Source organism: Amycolatopsis sp. PSD-21, assembly GCF_055561455.1.
Map to the genome: position 1 here is coordinate 2870109 of NZ_CM145712.1, position 15885 is coordinate 2885993.

Annotated in this window: 16 protein-coding genes; 13 read left to right on the top strand and 3 right to left on the bottom strand. The window is 69.9% G+C overall.

Features of this window, described 5'->3' with window-relative positions; genetic code table 11:
• Nucleotides 1–163: 163 nt before the first annotated feature.
• Nucleotides 164–577, top strand: a complete 414-nt coding sequence (locus ACZ1DY_RS13920) for a DUF3040 domain-containing protein (RefSeq protein WP_125675808.1) — start codon at nt 164–166, stop codon at nt 575–577.
• Between the two features lie 274 nt (nt 578–851).
• Here ACZ1DY_RS13920 and ACZ1DY_RS13925 read toward each other — a convergent pair whose 3' ends face one another.
• Genes ACZ1DY_RS13925 through ACZ1DY_RS13935 form a run of 3 tightly spaced genes read right to left on the bottom strand, consistent with a single transcriptional unit; the run spans nt 852 to nt 5731 of the window.
• Nucleotides 852–3362 carry a transglutaminase TgpA family protein gene (locus ACZ1DY_RS13925; RefSeq protein ID WP_465484617.1) on the bottom strand — a complete coding sequence of 837 codons (2511 nt, stop codon included), beginning with the start codon at nt 3360–3362 and terminating at the stop codon, nt 852–854.
• Entirely contained in the window at nt 3359–4633 is a 1275-nt protein-coding gene (locus ACZ1DY_RS13930) for a DUF58 domain-containing protein (protein WP_126734979.1), read from the bottom strand. Before ACZ1DY_RS13930 ends, ACZ1DY_RS13925 begins: the two co-directional genes overlap by 4 nt.
• 18 nt (nt 4634–4651) lie before the next feature.
• Nucleotides 4652–5731, bottom strand: coding sequence for an AAA family ATPase (locus tag ACZ1DY_RS13935; RefSeq protein ID WP_257488080.1), 1080 nt, complete (start codon nt 5729–5731; stop codon nt 4652–4654).
• 272 nt (nt 5732–6003) lie between these two features.
• On the opposite strand from ACZ1DY_RS13935, the gene ACZ1DY_RS13940 reads away from it, so the two are divergent.
• The 12 genes from ACZ1DY_RS13940 (at nt 6004) to ACZ1DY_RS13995 (ending at nt 15569) form a co-directional block, all read left to right on the top strand.
• Entirely contained in the window at nt 6004–6357 is a 354-nt protein-coding gene (locus ACZ1DY_RS13940; RefSeq protein ID WP_126734978.1) for a hypothetical protein, read from the top strand.
• Nucleotides 6358–6361: 4 nt separating this feature from the next.
• Nucleotides 6362–6895, top strand: a complete 534-nt coding sequence (locus ACZ1DY_RS13945; protein ID WP_257488079.1) for a DUF3558 domain-containing protein — start codon at nt 6362–6364, stop codon at nt 6893–6895.
• Between the two features lie 10 nt (nt 6896–6905).
• Entirely contained in the window at nt 6906–7484 is a 579-nt protein-coding gene (locus ACZ1DY_RS13950) for a PPE domain-containing protein (RefSeq protein WP_465484618.1), read from the top strand.
• A complete protein-coding gene (locus ACZ1DY_RS13955; RefSeq protein ID WP_465484619.1) occupies nt 7481–8233 on the top strand; it encodes an ESX secretion-associated protein EspG in 753 nt (250 codons plus the stop codon). Before ACZ1DY_RS13950 ends, ACZ1DY_RS13955 begins: the two co-directional genes overlap by 4 nt.
• A 51-nt stretch (nt 8234–8284) precedes the next feature.
• The gene (locus ACZ1DY_RS13960; protein WP_465484620.1) at nt 8285–8812 is read left to right on the top strand and encodes a YbaB/EbfC family nucleoid-associated protein; all 528 of its coding nucleotides are present in this window, start codon (nt 8285–8287) and stop codon (nt 8810–8812) included.
• Nucleotides 8809–9132, top strand: a complete 324-nt coding sequence (locus ACZ1DY_RS13965) for a type VII secretion target (protein WP_126734973.1) — start codon at nt 8809–8811, stop codon at nt 9130–9132. The genes ACZ1DY_RS13960 and ACZ1DY_RS13965 overlap by 4 nt, the downstream gene beginning before the upstream one ends.
• Nucleotides 9129–10187 (top strand): WXG100 family type VII secretion target, encoded by a 1059-nt coding sequence (locus ACZ1DY_RS13970; protein WP_126734972.1) that lies wholly within the window; start codon nt 9129–9131, stop codon nt 10185–10187. The genes ACZ1DY_RS13965 and ACZ1DY_RS13970 overlap by 4 nt, the downstream gene beginning before the upstream one ends.
• A gap of 46 nt (nt 10188–10233) precedes the next feature.
• Nucleotides 10234–10758, top strand: a complete 525-nt coding sequence (locus ACZ1DY_RS13975; RefSeq protein ID WP_257489737.1) for a hypothetical protein — start codon at nt 10234–10236, stop codon at nt 10756–10758.
• A gap of 580 nt (nt 10759–11338) precedes the next feature.
• Nucleotides 11339–11770 carry a division/cell wall cluster transcriptional repressor MraZ gene (gene mraZ, locus ACZ1DY_RS13980; RefSeq protein ID WP_005156436.1) on the top strand — a complete coding sequence of 144 codons (432 nt, stop codon included), beginning with the start codon at nt 11339–11341 and terminating at the stop codon, nt 11768–11770.
• 204 nt (nt 11771–11974) lie between these two features.
• Nucleotides 11975–12934: a 16S rRNA (cytosine(1402)-N(4))-methyltransferase RsmH gene (rsmH, locus tag ACZ1DY_RS13985; protein WP_034312074.1), complete on the top strand. Its 960-nt coding sequence runs from the start codon at nt 11975–11977 to the stop codon at nt 12932–12934.
• On the top strand, nt 12931–13641 hold the full coding sequence (gene ftsL, locus ACZ1DY_RS13990; protein WP_126734971.1) for a cell division protein FtsL: 711 nt from the start codon (nt 12931–12933) through the stop codon (nt 13639–13641). The genes rsmH and ftsL overlap by 4 nt, the downstream gene beginning before the upstream one ends.
• Entirely contained in the window at nt 13641–15569 is a 1929-nt protein-coding gene (locus tag ACZ1DY_RS13995) for a peptidoglycan D,D-transpeptidase FtsI family protein (protein WP_257488074.1), read from the top strand. The genes ftsL and ACZ1DY_RS13995 overlap by 1 nt, the downstream gene beginning before the upstream one ends.
• Nucleotides 15570–15885 lie beyond the last annotated feature (316 nt).

Consider the following 15885-nt stretch of genomic DNA (forward strand, 5'->3'; position numbering starts at 1 on the left):
CCGGGTGGTTTCGGGCAATTCGATCCCTACTGGATACGGGATCGGGTAGTCGGACGAGCGCGGGGCTCGTATCCTGGACAGAGACACCCCGCCTGGGGTTGTCTGTTGGGTCCATGACGTTGCGCGGCCCGGCGCCCGCGACAGCTGTGCCGGAGGAGGAAAGATGCCACTCTCCGAGCATGAGCAGCGGCTGCTCGATCAGATCGAGCGCGAGCTCTATGCCGAGGACCCCAAGTTCGCATCCACGGTGCGAGGCACCCGGTTGCGCCGCCCCGCCCGCCGACGGCGTTTGCAGGGCATCGCCCTGTTCGTAGTGGGCGTCGCACTGTTGGTGCTCGGCGTGGTGGTCAACATCCGGGTCGCCGAGATCCCCGTGATCAGCGTGCTCGGGTTCCTCGTGATGTTCTTCGGAGTCATGATGGCCGTCACATCGATTCGGCAAGGAGCCGAAACGGAAGGCGGTAAGGACAGCGGTGGCCCGGGGGCCGGCGGAGGTGGCGGCAAGGCGTCCCCGCGCCGGAGCTCGTTCACCCAGCGCATGGAAGAGCGCTTCCGCCAGCGCTTCGAGGAGCAATAGCTCCCACACACGCGAACATGCCGGCAGGGCGACGCCCTGCCGGCATGTTCGCGTTGTCGTGCGCCGGGATGGCCGACGCCCGTACCACGTGGGTCGGGGTGGTCGTGAGTGGCGTTTCGGGTTAGAACACGAAACGCCACTCACGACCACCCCGACGCGGTACTGCCCGGGCGAGCATGTCGCGAAAGCCACTTTCGAGACGTCTGATGTCCCGAAAGTGGCTTTCGCGACACACCTCCAGAATCCCTGACCAGGGAGCCGTCGCGTACGAGGGCTACTTGTTCCGCCGCCGCAGCGAGCGCGGGAACAGGCGGCCCTTCCACGACATCGGCGCGTTGCGCTTGAGGCTCTTGCGCACCTCGTCGAAGGCCGGGCCCAGCGTCTGGTCGTCCGCGGGCCGGTCCGAGTACCAGGACCGCTCCACGACACCGATGACCGTCCGCAGGCCGGTGCGGCCTTCCTCGTCCAGCCGGTGCTTCTCGACGACCTTCCGGCCCGCCACGCGCACCGTGTCGCCGTCGGAGAGCGGCAGGCCGCGGTCCGCGCATTCGTCCATCAGCTCGCGCCACGCCGCGTCGGCCGCGGCGGGGGAGCGGGACGCGATCTTCTGCAGTCGCAGCCGTCGCTTGATCTCCCGGATCGCCGTCGGCGTGCCGAGCCCGCCGAGGACGACGACCAGCACCAGCGCGAACCACCACGACACCCAGGCCGCCAGGAACGCGAACGCCGCGACCCACAGCCCGATCGCGATCAGCGGCAGCCAGTTCGTCACGTTCTGGTTGTCCAGGAACCCGTGTTCAGGTGCGGGCGAATCCGGAGAAGAGGACGGCCGCATCAGCGCCCGGTACCTCAACCGTGACCGCGCGATCGCGACCACGGTCAGCGCGGCCGCCAGCCCACCGAGGATCCCGGCGAGGATCGCGGGCCACATCGGCTCCTCCTCCGGCTGGCCCGTGCCGCCGTCCGCGCCGAGGTCGGCGCCGGGGTCACGGGGCGTGCCGGTGGCGGGGGCGCTCGACGCGGGCGCGCTCGGCACTTCCTGCGTGTCGTTCGTCGTGGAGCTGCCGGCGTCGTTCTGCAGGTACGGCGGGACGACCGCGCGGCCGTCGAGCAGCGGGGTCGGGTCGAAGCTGACCCAGCCCTTCGTCTGGAAATAGACCTCGACCCACGCGTGCGCGTCCTCGGAGGTGATCGACAGGTAGTCGCCCTTCGAAGTGCCGGAGGTGAACCCGATGGCGACCCGCGACGGGATGCCGACCGCCCGCAGCATCACGGCCATCGCGGACGCGTACTGCTCGCAGAACCCGCGTTTGCCGTTGAGGATGAAGTCGGCCAGCGCGTCGGAGTCGGTGGCGTCCGCGGTCTTCGTGTCGTAGACGAAACCGTTCTGCGCGGTGAAGAACGACCAGAGCGCCTGCGCCTTGTCGAAGTTGTTGGTCTCGTTTTCCGTCAGCTGCTTGGCCTTCGCGACCACGCGGGGATCGACCCGGTCGACCTGGGTGAACTGCGGCGGCACCTCGGCCAGGCGGGCGTCGTCGAGCCGGAGCTGGTCCTTCGACGGGTTCTCGATGGACGCGGTCTCGGTGTAGGCGGGCGCGTTCTGCTTGGTCGTGGTGAACACGGCGCCGCCGACCGGGTCGTACAGCCAGTTGTCGGCCAGCCCGGTGAGCGCCCTCGGCGCGCCGTAGACGGGCAGCCAGTTGTCGACCCAGTTGGTCGGCTCGATCCGGATCTCCCGCGCGGGGCCGGAGCCGTCGTCGCCAGGAGCGGGCGGAAGTCCCCTGTTGGCCTGCACACCCTGCTGGGCGCGGCCGTTCTGCGCGAGCCCCCAGCCCTTGTTCGGCGTGTACGTGTCGAGTGTGAAGGCGCGCAGCAGTCGCTTGTCCGCGCCCATCCCGTAGACCTTGAACAGCTCCACGTTCTCGCCCTGGTCGAGCAGGCCGCGCAGCTGAGTGAACGGCTCGACGCCGAATCCGCCCGCGCCACCGCGGCCCGAGCCGGTCCCGCCGGGCAGGCTGCCGACCGTGCCGACCCCGGTGACGGCCGTGCCGATCACCAGCCCCATCGCGATCGCGGCGGCGACCACGCCGACGGGCGCCGACAACGTGCTCGCCGAGTTGCCCAGCCCTGGCGCGTCCCGGTTGCGCCAGCGGCGATGCCGGTGGTTGCCGTCGACGGCGAGCAGGGCGGCGAACGCGGCCGCGCCGAGCAGGAACGTCCACCACGGCAGCATGTCCTCGGCCAGGGCGGCCGGAACGGCGTATACGCACAGCAGGACCAGGCCGGTCGCGGCGGGCGCGGCGGCGGCCACGGCCAGCGTGTCGACCAGGACCGCGACCAGGCCGATCGCGATGGTGATCAGGCAGAGGATCGGCGGGGTGCCCTCGACCGGCGGCAGGCCGACGCGGATCTGCTCGGCCGCCGCGGCGAGGACGCCACCCAGCTCCCCGAACGCGTCCGGGCCGGGGAAGATCCGCAGGACGCCGCTGGTGGTGAACGCCCCGGTGATCAGCAGCAACAGCACCAGCAGCTGCGCCAGGCCGACGACGATGGTCGGCGCGCGCAGCGAGCGCAGGGCGAGCCCGGTCGAGGCGATCAGCACGACGGCGACCAGCAGGTAGCCGAACCACGCCCAGCCGGCGACGACGCCGGTGAGCGAGGTCGAGGCGAACAGCGTGGCGAGCCCGGCGGCGACCGGCGCGAGCACGCTGCTCGTCCAGACCGGTGGCGGGGCGGCCGGTCGCGGTCGGGGGGTGTGCGGCCGGGGTGGCGCGGTCGCGGTCACAGGCCGCCTCCGATCAGCGTGCCCCGGCGGGTGGCCGTCTGGCAGAGCTCGGCCCAGACCTGCGGCATGGGCGATCCGGGACCGGCGACGACGACGCCCCAGCCCGCGGCCCGCAGCAGCGCCACCGATTCCTCGGTGGCGGCGGCCCGGTTCTCGGGCCGGTTGACGCCGGACGACCAGCCGGGGGTGTCGAGCAGCACGGCGAGGCTCCGGATCCCGCGCGGGCGGTACCGGGACAGCTCGTGCACGGATTCGTTGCTGACGGTGCCGAGCACCGCGATGAGTTCCTGTCCCTCGGCCGGGTCGTGGCCGAGGGTGATGTCGCGCTGGTGCGCGGGCTGCAGCGCGGCGAGGACGTCGAGTACGACGTTGTCGTAGTGCTCGCCACCCTCGCCGGGGGTGTCGGCCAGGGTCTGGCCGTGTTCGGTGATCAGCCGGACCCGGTGCCCGGAACGGCGCAGGTGCAGGGACACCGAAGCGGCGAACGAGACGGCCCATTCGAGGCTCGCCGCGGGGCCGGTGCCGTGGTGCGCCGCCGCGCGGTGGTCCAGCAGCACCGTGGTGCCGCCGCGCCACGGCTTTTCCTCGACGCGGACCATGATCTCGTCGCGGCGGGCGGTCGAGCGCCAGTGGACCTTCCGCAGGTCGTCGCCCTGCCGGTACTGCCGGACGATCACGTCCGATTCCCCCTGTCCGGCGTGCAGGCGGATGCTGCCGTCGTCGCCGGCACCGATGCCGGCGCCGCTGGGCAGCCCCCACAGGCCGACCACCTTCGGCACGACGACCAGACGGGAGTGCCCGATCAGCTCACGTTCGAACTCGCACAGCCCGAACGGGTCGGTGATCGTCGCCCGCAACGGGCCGACCTGCTGGACCCCGCGCAGCACCGGCTGCAGCGGGTAGCGCAGCGCGACCCGGCGGTCGTGGGGAAGGCGTTCGACGACGAACCTCGGCCGCGAACCCAGCGCGTAGGGCACGCCGTCTTCGAGCAGCACCTCACCCGCCGGGAGCCTGCCGTCACGCCAGAGTTCGAGCTGGACCTCGCCCGGCGAACCGACCGCGACCCGTTCCGGGCGCAGCGAGCGGGCCGCGCCCAGCCGCAGCCGGGTCGCCGAGATGAAGAAGGCGACCAGCAGCGGCAGGGCGATGACGAACACCGCGACGCGCAGCAGATCCCGTTCGTTGAGCACGAACGAGCACACCGCCGCGGCCACCCCGGCGGCGAGGAGGCAGCGGCCGCGTGTGGTCAGGCCGGACAGAGCACGCAGCATGGCCCCGTATTCCTTTACTCAGCGGTGGTTCGAGCCCTGCGGGACCGGGACGCGGTGCAGGATCGCGCGGACCACGTCGGTGGCCGACCGGCGGGCGGCGTGCGCCTCGGTGGTGAGCACCATGCGGTGCGCCAGCACCGGGACCGCGACCGTGTGCAGGTCGTCCGGGACGACGAACTCACGGCCCGAGAGCGCGGCCTGCGCGCGGGCCGCGCGGACCAGCTGCAGGGTCGCCCGCGGCGAGGCGCCGAGACGGATCTCCGGCACCTGACGGGTCGCGGCCACCAGGTCGACGGCGTACCGGCGGATCTCCGGCGACATGTGCACCGACCGCACCGTCTCGATCAGCCGCTGCACCGACTGGCGGTCGGAGACGGGCTCGAGGTCGGCCAGCGGGTTGTGCCCGGCGTGCTCGTCGACCATGGCCAGTTCGGCCTGCTGGTCGGGGTAGCCGATGGACACCCGCGCGGTGAACCGGTCCCGCTGGGCCTCGGGCAGCGCGTAGGTGCCCTCCATCTCGATGGGGTTCTGGGTGGCGATCACCATGAACGGCTCTTCGAGATGGTAGGTCGAGGTGTCGACGGTGACCTGGTGCTCTTCCATGCATTCGAGCAGGGCCGACTGAGTCTTCGGCGAAGCACGGTTGATCTCGTCGCCCACCACGATGTTCGCGAACACCGGGCCGGGCCGGAACTCGAACTCGCCGCTCTGCCGGTTGTAGATGGACACCCCGGTGACGTCGCTGGGCAACAGGTCGGGGGTGAACTGGATCCGGCTGACGGTGCAGTCGATCGAGCGGGCCAGCGCCTTCGCCAGCGAGGTCTTGCCGACCCCGGGGACGTCTTCGACCAGGAGGTGGCCTTCGGCGAGCAGGGTCACGAGCGCGATCCGGATGACGTCGGGTTTGCCGACGAGCACCCGCTCCACGTTGGCGGCGATCCGCCGCGCCGTCTCGTGCAGTTCGTCCAGCGACGCTGGGGCTTCACGGCCGTTCTGCCGGCCGCTGACCGAGCCGGCGCCCGTGGGGTACGGGGCTTGCCCGGTTGCCTGCTCGCCCTGGTGTTCGCCGGGCGTCGCAGACTGGATTCTCGACGTCACTCGACCTCCTGATGCCGCGTGGCTGGATTTCCGCTGGGTCCTCTGCCGGACCGTTTCAGTCCCCCGGGCAGCGGTCAGCCTCCCACGAAGTGTGTCAAACTCGGGCGAACTCGTGGGGGGAACCCCGCCAACCCCAGTCGATGACTCTGTGCAACCGGAGACCTTACCTCGATCGGGTGAGGTGAGCGCGTTTTCAGGTGCTCCCGCTGACGCCTTGTTTTGTCGTATGCTCCGGTGCGAGGTCGCTCGACTACGGAGAGGCGTAATCGCATATGAGCGAGGTGAGCACCGCCAAGCCCCGGTTCGATCTGAGCGGGTTCGCGGTCGCGCCGGAGCTGGCCGCCGACGCCCACGCGAAGATCTCCGCCCTGCAAGACGTGGTCGGCCAGATGGTCCGCGAGGCCAAGGTGCTCGGCCGCACGGTTCCCCTCGGCGGGGGATACGCGGACGAGGTCGGCAGGTTCATGGCGCAGTACGGGATCGGCGCCGAGGGCTCCGCGGTCGAGGCGCTCACCGCCTTCGGCAAGGAACTCGAGGCGCTCAAGAACCGGATCGAAAAGGCCCTGGCGAAGTACACCCGACAGGATGAACAAGCGGCGGCGGACGTGGACTGTGTCGGCGGCTGACCCCATGAACCCCCGCCTCGCCGCGCTCGGCGTTCTCGTCCTGCTGGCCGTGTCCGCCTGCGGGCAAGGGGCCGCGGGTCAGGCGCCTGCTCCGTCCACCCAGGTGGTGGTGACCGGCGGTTCGTCCCGGGTCGTCGTCCCGCCTGCCGCGCTGGATCCGTGCGCGCTGCTCGGCCCGCAGGACCGGTCGACGGCGGGGCTGAACGTGCTCGGCGTCGCGAAGGAGATCAACGGCGCCCGCGCCTGCGACTGGACGGTGCCCGCGACCTTCGGCGTCACCATCACCGTGGACGAGCGCAACGGCCTGAAGGATCTCGAGGTCGCGCGCAAGACCGCCACCAAGACCAAGGTCGGCGGCCGCGACGCGCTCAAGGTCGCCGACAAGAAGGCCGCCGACGGGACCTGCGCGATCTTGCTCGGCATGGGGGAGAAGGCGAGCGTCCAGATCGACGTGAGCAACACGAACTTCACCGACACCCCGCTCGCCTGCGAGCGCGCGATGACGGTGGCGGGACTGGCCGAACCCAAACTGCCTTAGGAGAACTGCCGTGCCTGAAGGAGAGACGCCGGGGCGCGAGATCCCGGTCGCGGCCACGCGGTACGAGGCCTACAGCCACGAAGCGCTGGCCGCCGAGGTCGAAGCGGGCAACGATCCCGAAGCGGCCGGCGGGATCGGCGCCGCCTGGGACGCGCTCGCGCGGCGCATGCACGACGCGACGTCCGAACTGGCCGGGCTGGTCGGCAGCAGCGAAGAGAACTGGCGCGGCGAAGCGGGCGACGCGCTCCGCGGCGTGCTGGCCACCGCTTCCGGCTGGCTGACCTGGTCCGCGGACATCTCGTCCGCGCTCGGGAAGGCCGTCTCCGGGCAGGCCGAAGCGGCGGCGCGGGCCCGAGCCGACATGCCGCCGCCGGTGGACTACGACCCAGGCGCGATGATCCGCGGCGCCGCCGCCGGCGGGAACCTCGCGCTCCTCGCCGCGCTCGCCGACGAGATGGAGGCCAAGCACGCGGAGGCCGAGGAGGCGCGGCGCAAGGCCGTCGACGTCATGAACACCCGCGACGCCTCCCTGCGTTCGCTGACCCCGCAGGTCTCCTTCGGGAAGCCGCCCGAGCTGGGGCGGTCTTGATCCGCGTTTCCGCGTCGGCGTTCGACGTCCTCTGGTCCGACCTGGGACACGCGGCCCCGCCCTGGCCGCTGTCCGTCCGCAGCGTCGGCGTCACGGAAGCGGAACGCGCCGAGATCCGCGGCGCGGTCTACGAAAACCTCGCCGAACGGGGCCTTTACGACGGGGACCGGCTCGACGCCGCCCTGGAAGCGCGCCTGGATCTGCTCGCGCGCGCCGAGGTCTACGTCGAATGCGAGGCGCTGGCCGACATGACGGCTCAGGCGCCGTTCCGCGCGGTCGCGGCCGCGCGCGGACGGCACGGTGTGCTGGCCACACAGCCGGAACAGACCATCGCGCTGTCCGGGATCACCGACGGCGAGGTGTTCGCCGCGATCGTCGACGTCCTGCCGGAACTCCGGCCCGGCCCCGGCTACGGGGTCAGCCTCCCCGCGGCGCGCTTCGGCGACGACCTGGAGGACCCGGTGTTCGGCGAAGGCGGGCGATCGTCGGCTTCGGACAGCCAGCTGCGCGAGGTGCTCGCGATCCAGGCGCGGCCCGTCTACAGCGCGGGCCAGTTCACCGTGCGGACCCGCGGCCGAGACGGCCGGGCGCACCGGGCCGGCGGGCTGACCTGGTTCGACACCGACGTCGGCGCGTACTGCGCGGCGCGGACCGAGGGCCGCGGCGGGCAGGCGTGGGTGAACGTGTCCCCTGTGGACGGTCCCCGGCTGGCCGCGCGGCTGGCTTCGCTGCTGGACGAGGACCGCTAGGTTGTGACGAGCCGAAAGCCTGAGGGGGCCTTCGGGAACAGGGGGTTCGGAATGACCGTGCCATTCGGTGGCCACGTACGCGATCCGCAGGAGTGGATGCGCGACCAGGAGCGGCGCAGCGCCGCCCTACTCGCCAAGGCGGAACAGGCGAAAGCCGATCTGGAGAACAACGTCGTCACCCTGAGCAGCCCGGATCGGCTGGTCACCGTGACCGTCAACCCCGGAGGTGGCCTCACCTCGCTCTCACTGTCCCCGCAAGCGCAGGAACGGCCGCCCGCTCAGCTCGCATCGCTGATCATGAGCACCTACCGCAAGGCGACCACCAGGGCCGCGGACCGGACCCTGGAGATCATGGCCGGCCTGACCGGCGAAGACTCCGACGCGGTCGACTTCATCAAGAGCACCCTGCCGCCGCGCGAGGAGCAGCAGCCCGCGCCGGAACCGGACGACTCCGCGCGCTTCGGCGTGCCGTCCGAGCCACCTCCCGCTCCTCCCGCGAAGCCACGGCCGTCTCGTCCCGTTTCGGATGACGACGATGGTGAAGACTTCCAGCACGTCGACTGGACCGGCCGCTCGTGAGCGGGCCGGGATACGGCGTCTCGCCGGAACGGCTCAAGGCGCACGCGGACCAGGTCTCCGACCTCGCGGACCGCATCCGCGGCGCGGCCTCGGCGGCGAACCAGGTCGGGATGGGCGGCTTCCAGGGCTATGGCCTGTTGTGCGCGGTGCCCGTCGGCGGCGTCCTGCAGCTGGCCCAAGGCGACGCGGACGAGCTGATGACCAGCGCGGCGAACCTCGGGAGCGCGTTGTCGGAAGCGCTGCACAAGGCCGCCACGGACTACACGAAGATCGACGACGACGCGGCGCAGCTCAGCCGGGACCTGGGGAAGAAGCTGTGAGCGAAGACCTGATAGCGAAGAAGGAGGACAAGTCCGAGCCGTTCAAGGGCGGGGGTGTTTTCGACAGCGGCTCGAGTGTCGTCGGAGACATCTACAAAGGGACGAAGGGCGAAGACCTCGACGCGTTCGCGGTCGCGATGGACGGCGTCTCCTTCGGACTGGACGTACTGTCGATGGTCCTGAACCCACTCGGTGAGCTGGTGAAGGCCGGCGTCGGCTGGCTGATGGAGAATCTCGACTTCATCCGCGAACCGCTGGAGATCCTGACCGGTGATCCCGATCTGGTCCAGCAGGCGGCGCAGACCTGGAACAACATCGCCGCCGAACTCGAAGCCGTGGCAGGGGACTACGAAGGGGCACTGTCCACGACGTCCGGCTGGGATGGCGACGCGGCCATCGCCTACCGAAGGGTCGCGCTGCAATACACGCAGTCTTTGCGTGACGTCGCGGCCGAAGCGAAGGACTCGGCGCAATGGATCACCACCGGCGGCATGGTGGTGGCCACCGCGCGGGCGCTGATCTTCGACATCATCGCGACCTTCATCAGCGATGTGATTACCCGTGCGCTGCTCGCGCTCGCGTCGTCGTGGTTCACCTTGGGCGGCTCGGTGGCGGCCTTCACCGCGAGCATCTTCGCCGATGCCGTGAAGGTGATGGCGAAGATCCAGAAGAAGCTCGGCAAACTGCTCAGCGCGATCCAGAAGTTCGTGAAGCGGTTCGAAGGATCGAGTGAGCGTGCTCGCGAGGCGGCGCGGGCGCTGGGACGGAAGTCATCCGAACTGGGGCGGGAGGCGAACAAGGCGATCAAGGCGAGCGACAAGACGCTGGACGGCCTCCAAGGCGACAACCTCAAGTACCTTCGCGGCGCGAAAGACCGCATGGAGAACACGACCTTGGGCAAGATCGCCGACAACACCGGACTCAAGGCCGCCAAGGAGGCGGGAAAGGCGGCTGCCGCGGACTACAACCAGTACAGCGGCGGCTCTTCTGAACGCGGCCGGGTCACGCCGCCCAACAGCGGCCGGATCAGCGGCTCGCTCGACGACGATGGCTGATCGCTCGACGGCTAGCCGCCGGACTCGGTGGTGGCCTCCAGGCGTGATGGGCGCCGTCGGCGTGCTCCTCACCTTGTGGCTGATGTTCTCCCTGCAGTGGGTGGCCGGGTTCGAGCCGTGGGGCACGCTTACCCGGGCCGGTACCGCTCAGGTCGAGCGATGCGAGCGGAACGCGATCCACCTGTGGATGACGTACTCGTGCGAGGCGGAAGTCCGGTGGCACGACGTTCCCGAGGGTGGAGAACAGGTCTCCGCCACGGTGATCACCTCCGTTTCGGCGCTTTCGGGCAGCGTGCCGGTGGAGGAGTACAAGTACCGGAAGAAGAACAGCTCGCGAAGCGGGTCTTCAGTGGTCCCGGTCGACCGGCCGATGTGGCCGGTGGCCGACGGCTGGTGGATCCTTCTCGTCTTCGTCAGCGTGATCCCCGGCTGGGCCGCGGGGTTCTGGGTAGGTGGCCGTCTCGGCCGGCTCCTGCCCGAACCGAAGGAGAAACCCAAGGATTGGCGCGGTGTCCGCCGTCGGGCCACGTCGGGGATGAATGGACGCCGCCGCAAGCGTGGCCGCCGCTGACGTACGTTCTGCCGGTGCGCGGACGACGCGCGTGATTGGACGGACGACGCGCGTGAGCAGGCGGACGGCTCTCGCCGCACCCCCGGCCGCGCATGTCGTCCGGTCGGTCACGTGACATCGCCGGTGCTGAGCCTCGTGAGTGGTAAGGACGGTTAGAACCGTCCTTACCACTCACGAGGACGGGACCGCTGTCCTTTGTCGACACGGGTCGTGGGATGACCCGACGTCGTCACCCTCCACAATGTCCCCGGCCATCCCCACCGCGCCCCACCGGATTCCCCACTTTCACCCCCACTCCGCCCCACAGCAGGGTTCCGGCTGCCGATTTCCGGACGTCTCAGGCATGGATGAGGTTGCTTCGATACCCGCCCAGGGGGATCTTGGCCACCGTCCCCCACCGAGCCCCCACCTGGCCCCACTTGGCTGACCAGCGAAAACGTCTGACACGACGGAGTGGTCGCGGCTTTTGCCGCGTTGACTGTGGTGAAAAGTGGGGTACGGTGGTGCGCAGTGGGGCAGAAGGGAGCCCCGTGGCCGAGCTCGGTTGTTCGCAGCCGGGATCGGTAGGGAGGTGGAGCCGGTGTTCCTCGGCACCCACACCCCGAAACTGGACGACAAAGGGCGGCTCACGCTGCCCGCGAAGTTCCGCGACGCGCTCGCCGGTGGGCTGATGGTCACCAAGGGACAGGATCACTGTCTCTTCGTCTTTCCCCGGGCCGAGTTCGAGCAGATGGCGAGGAAGGTCGCCGACGCCCCGTTCACGAACGAGGCGGTCCGGGCCTACCAGCGTTATCTCTTCGCCGGGACGGACGAACAACGCCCGGACGGGCAAGGACGTATCGCGATCGCGTCCGAGCTCCGACGCTACGCCGGGCTGAACAAGGAGTGCGTGGTGATCGGGGCGATCACCAGGCTCGAGATCTGGGACGCCCAAGCTTGGCAGGGCTACCTGGACGAACACGAGGACAGCTACGCGAAGGCTCGAGAGGAAGTTCTGCCGGGCGTCTTCTAGACGTGGCCGAGGAAGCACCCACGCCGTCGGGGGGCGCGGGTTCACGCTTCGGACACTCCGGAAACCGTCCACACGGATGCCGTGAGGCCTCTGTCCGCTCAGTGGCCCTGGTACACCTTCCCCGGTACCAGGTCAGCAGGCGGGCGGACAGGGACCTGACGGCATCCGGCATCTTCCCCGGCACTACAGGAAAGGGGGGAAGACATGGCAGACGAACACGAGCACGTACCGGTGCTGCTGGACCGCATCGTCGAGCTGTTCGCGCCGGTCTTCTCCGACCGCGAGGCCGTGCTGGTCGACGCGACCGTCGGACTCGGCGGTCATTCCGACGCGCTGCTCACCGCGTTCCCCTTGCTGCGCCTGGTCGCCCTCGACCGCGACCCCAACGCGCTGGAACTCTCCGCGAAACGGCTCGCGCGCCACGGTGACCGGGTCGACTTCGTGCACGCCGTCTACGACGAGATGCCGTCCGCGCTGCAGGGTCTCGGACTGTCCAGAGTGGACGGGATCCTCTTCGACCTCGGGGTCTCCTCGATGCAGCTCGACCGTGCCGAGCGCGGTTTCGCCTACTCCAAGGATTCCCCGCTCGACATGCGGATGGATCCGACCACCGGGTTCACCGCGGCCGACGTGCTCAACACCTACGCCCCCGGCGAGCTGATCCGGATCCTGCGCGACTACGGCGAGGAACGGTTCGCCCAGCGGATCGTCAAAGCCGTTGTGGCGGAACGAGAGAAGGAACCCTTCACCCGCAGCGGGCGCCTGGTGGAACTGCTGTACGACGCGGTCCCCGCGGCGAGCAGGCGCACCGGCGGGCATCCGGCGAAGCGCACGTTCCAGGCGTTGCGGATCGAGGTCAACGGCGAGCTGGAGGTACTGCGGCGGGCGATGCCGCGGGCGCTGTCCTCGCTCGCCGTCGGCGGCCGCATCGTCGTGGAGTCCTATCAGTCCCTCGAAGACAGGCTGGTCAAGCAGGCCTTCGCGGAACTGGCGAAATCCCGGACGCCGGAAGGGCTTCCGGTAGAACTGCCGGGCCACGGCCCGGAACTGAAACTGCTCACCAGAGGGGCCGAGAAGGCCGGCGAGGCGGAGACCGAACTGAACACGCGGGCCGCCTCCGTGCGGCTGCGCGCCGCCGAACGGATCGGAGACCGAGCACGATGACCGCTCCCGCGAAGTCCCGCGGCCGCCGGACACCGGCGCCCGGACGGCGTGCCCGCGCGACCAGCACGGTCGAGCAGACGCCCGAAACCACCGAGACCACGAAGTCCACCCGTGCCTCCCGCGGCCGCACTTCGGCGGCCGAACGCGCCTACGCCCGCCGCGCCCAGCGCGCCGACCTGCTGCAGCGAGACCAGCAGCGCAACCGTCCCGACGCGGAAGGCGGTGCGGGCAAGGAAGAGCCGAAGAAGAAGCTCTCGCTGCGCTGGCCGCGTTCGCGGGCGTCGTTCGTGCTGATGATGATGGGCATGCTGGCCGTCGGCGTGGCGTGCACGCTGTGGCTGACCACGCAGGCCATCGCCGATTCGTACCGGCTCGAACAACTCCGCACGACCAACGCCGGGCTCGCCGAGGCGAAGGAACGGCTGCAGCGCGAGGTCGCGAAGGCCGAGTCGCCCGCATCGCTGGCGCCCAAGGCCAGGGAACTGGGCATGGTGCCCGGCGGCGACCCCGCGCATATCGTGGTCGGCCCGGACGGAAAGTCCACAGTGGTCGGTGAGCCGAAGAAGGCCGAAGCCGAAGCGCCCGCCGCCTCGGCCGAGTCGACGGCGCCGCCGCCCGCCGAGGGAACGCAGCAGGGCACGCCGTACGAAGGTGACCAGCCCGCGGTGCCGCAGGAGAACGCGGCCCCGGCGCAGGGAGGTCAGTGATGTCGCCCGGCCGCCCGGCACAGGCCAGGGTCCGGTCGGCGGGGAGCGCGCGGCGGACCTACGCCGCCGGGACCCGTCGTGCCACCGCCCGCCGGGGCAACGGGGGGAACCGGAGCCGGTTCACCGGCGTCCGGATCCTGCTGATCGTCGTGATGGTGCTCGCCGGCCTCAAACTGGTGCAGGTGCAGTGGTTCGAGGCCGGCGCGCTCTCCGAAGCGGCGGAGCGGCAGCGGACGTCGGTGATCGAAAGTCCCGCGCAGCGCGGGTCCATCCTGGACCGCAACGGCACGAAGATCGCGTTCAGCGTCGAGGTGCGCACGCTCGCCGTGAGCCTGAACTGGGTTCGCAAGACGATGGACGACTTCGCCGCGAAGAATCCCACCAAGGGCAAGAACTTCGAGTCCGAGGTGGCGGGCGCGGCGAAACTGATCGCGGCCAAGCTGCCCGGCGTGATCACCGAGAAGGAACTGCTGGACAAGTTCCACAAGCCGGACGGGTTCACCTACCTGGTCCACGACATCGAACCTTCGGTCGCCGAGGCGATCGTCAAGGAATACCCGTGGATCAGCGTCGAGAAGCGCTCGAAGCGGGAGTACCCCGGTGACTCGATCGGCGCGAACATCGTCGGCTACGCGAACTGGCGCACCGACGACAAGGACGTCTCCAAGCACAACCTGCACGGTGGCTACGGCCTCGAAGCCTCGCGGGACAACGACCTCGCCGGAACGCCGGGCCGCAAGATCGTCAACACCCGTAACGGCAACGACAACCTCGTCATCCCAGGCACCGAGCGGGACATCCAGAACGCCGTCCCCGGTTCGGACCTGCAGCTCACGATCGACACGGACCTGCAGTACGAACTGCAGCGGCAGCTGAGCGAGTACGTCGTCAAGTCGAAGGCCAAGGGCGGCCAGGCGGTGATCCTGGACTCCAAGACCGGTGAGGTCTACGCGCTGGCCAACGACAAGACCGTCAACCTCAACGACCCGGCTTCGCGCAGCGAGACGGAGAACCTGAACAACCGCGCGGTGACCACGCCGTTCGAACCCGGTTCGGTGAACAAGATCGTCACCGCCGCCGGCGCGATCGACGCGGGGATCACCACGCCGGAGGCGTCCCTGCCGGTGCCGGGCTCGCTGCAGGTGGCGGACAAGATCGTCAAGGACGCCTGGCATCACGGCACGCAGCAGTTCACCACCACCGGCATCTTCGCGAAGTCGTCGAACGTCGGCACGCTGTTGCTGGCGCAGAAACTCGGCGAGGACCGGTACGCGGACCTGCTGAAGAAGTTCGGGCTCGGCCAGCGCACGGGTCTCGGCCTCCCCGGCGAGAGCCCCGGTGTCGTCCCGCCGCGCAACCAGTGGTCGGCCACGACCTTCGGGAACCTGCCGATCGGGCAGGGGCTTTCGATGACCGTCGTGCAGATGGCCGGGATGTACCAGGCCATCGCGAACGACGGGCTGCGCGTGGAACCCCGGGTGGTCAAGGCGAAGGTCAATCCGGACGGGACCGTCGTCCCCGAGCCGGCGCCGAAGACCGTCCAGGTCATCAGCCCGCAGGCGGCGAAGACCGTGCGCGACATGATGCGCGCCGTCACGCAGAAGGGCCGCGGGCAGCAGAGCGGCACCGGGCCGAAGGCGGCGCTGGAGGGCTACCAGATCTCGGGGAAGACGGGCACCGGCCAGCAGGTCGACCCGCAGACGAAGACGTACAGCAACCACCTGTACAACATCACCTTCGCCGGGATCCTGCCCGCCGACAACCCGCGCTTCGTGATCGGCATCCGGCTCGACGCCCCGGACGCCACCCTGCAGCAAGGGCTCTCGGCCGCGCCGCTGTTCCACTCGGTCGCCGCGTACCTGGCGCAGCGGTTCCAGATCCCGCTTTCGGACGGCCCGTCGCCCCAGGTTCCGCTGGTGCTCTCCTGACGTAACTCGCGTGATCGAAGGCGTAACTCGCGTGCTTGAAGGCGTAACTCGCGAAATACGCCTCCAGACACGCGAGTTACGGCTTCAAGCACGCGAGTTACGGCCCCGGACACGCGAGTTACGGCTTCGGTCACCGCGGCTGAGCGGCCCGGCACCCACGTTGCGAAAGCCACTTTCGCAACCTTGAACGTTGCGAAAGTGGCTTTCGCAACCTCCGTGACCGACGCCGGAGCGACCGATCGTGATCGTCGCTGTGCGTGAACGGGTCTCCGCACTGAGCATCGTGCGGGAACGCGGGCCCCCGCCCGCGCCCGAA

Coding starts and splice junctions, on each gene's coding strand:
- ACZ1DY_RS13975 (WP_257489737.1), top strand. CDS start 10,234: ATGGGCGCCGTCGGCGTGCTCCTCACCTTGTGGCTGATGTTCTCCCTG.
- ACZ1DY_RS13920 (WP_125675808.1), top strand. CDS start 164: ATGCCACTCTCCGAGCATGAGCAGCGGCTGCTCGATCAGATCGAGCGC.
- ACZ1DY_RS13995 (WP_257488074.1), top strand. CDS start 13,641: ATGTCGCCCGGCCGCCCGGCACAGGCCAGGGTCCGGTCGGCGGGGAGC.
- ACZ1DY_RS13930 (WP_126734979.1), bottom strand. CDS start 4,633: ATGCTGCGTGCTCTGTCCGGCCTGACCACACGCGGCCGCTGCCTCCTC.
- ACZ1DY_RS13940 (WP_126734978.1), top strand. CDS start 6,004: ATGAGCGAGGTGAGCACCGCCAAGCCCCGGTTCGATCTGAGCGGGTTC.
- ACZ1DY_RS13945 (WP_257488079.1), top strand. CDS start 6,362: ATGAACCCCCGCCTCGCCGCGCTCGGCGTTCTCGTCCTGCTGGCCGTG.
- ACZ1DY_RS13960 (WP_465484620.1), top strand. CDS start 8,285: ATGACCGTGCCATTCGGTGGCCACGTACGCGATCCGCAGGAGTGGATG.
- ftsL (WP_126734971.1), top strand. CDS start 12,931: ATGACCGCTCCCGCGAAGTCCCGCGGCCGCCGGACACCGGCGCCCGGA.
- rsmH (WP_034312074.1), top strand. CDS start 11,975: ATGGCAGACGAACACGAGCACGTACCGGTGCTGCTGGACCGCATCGTC.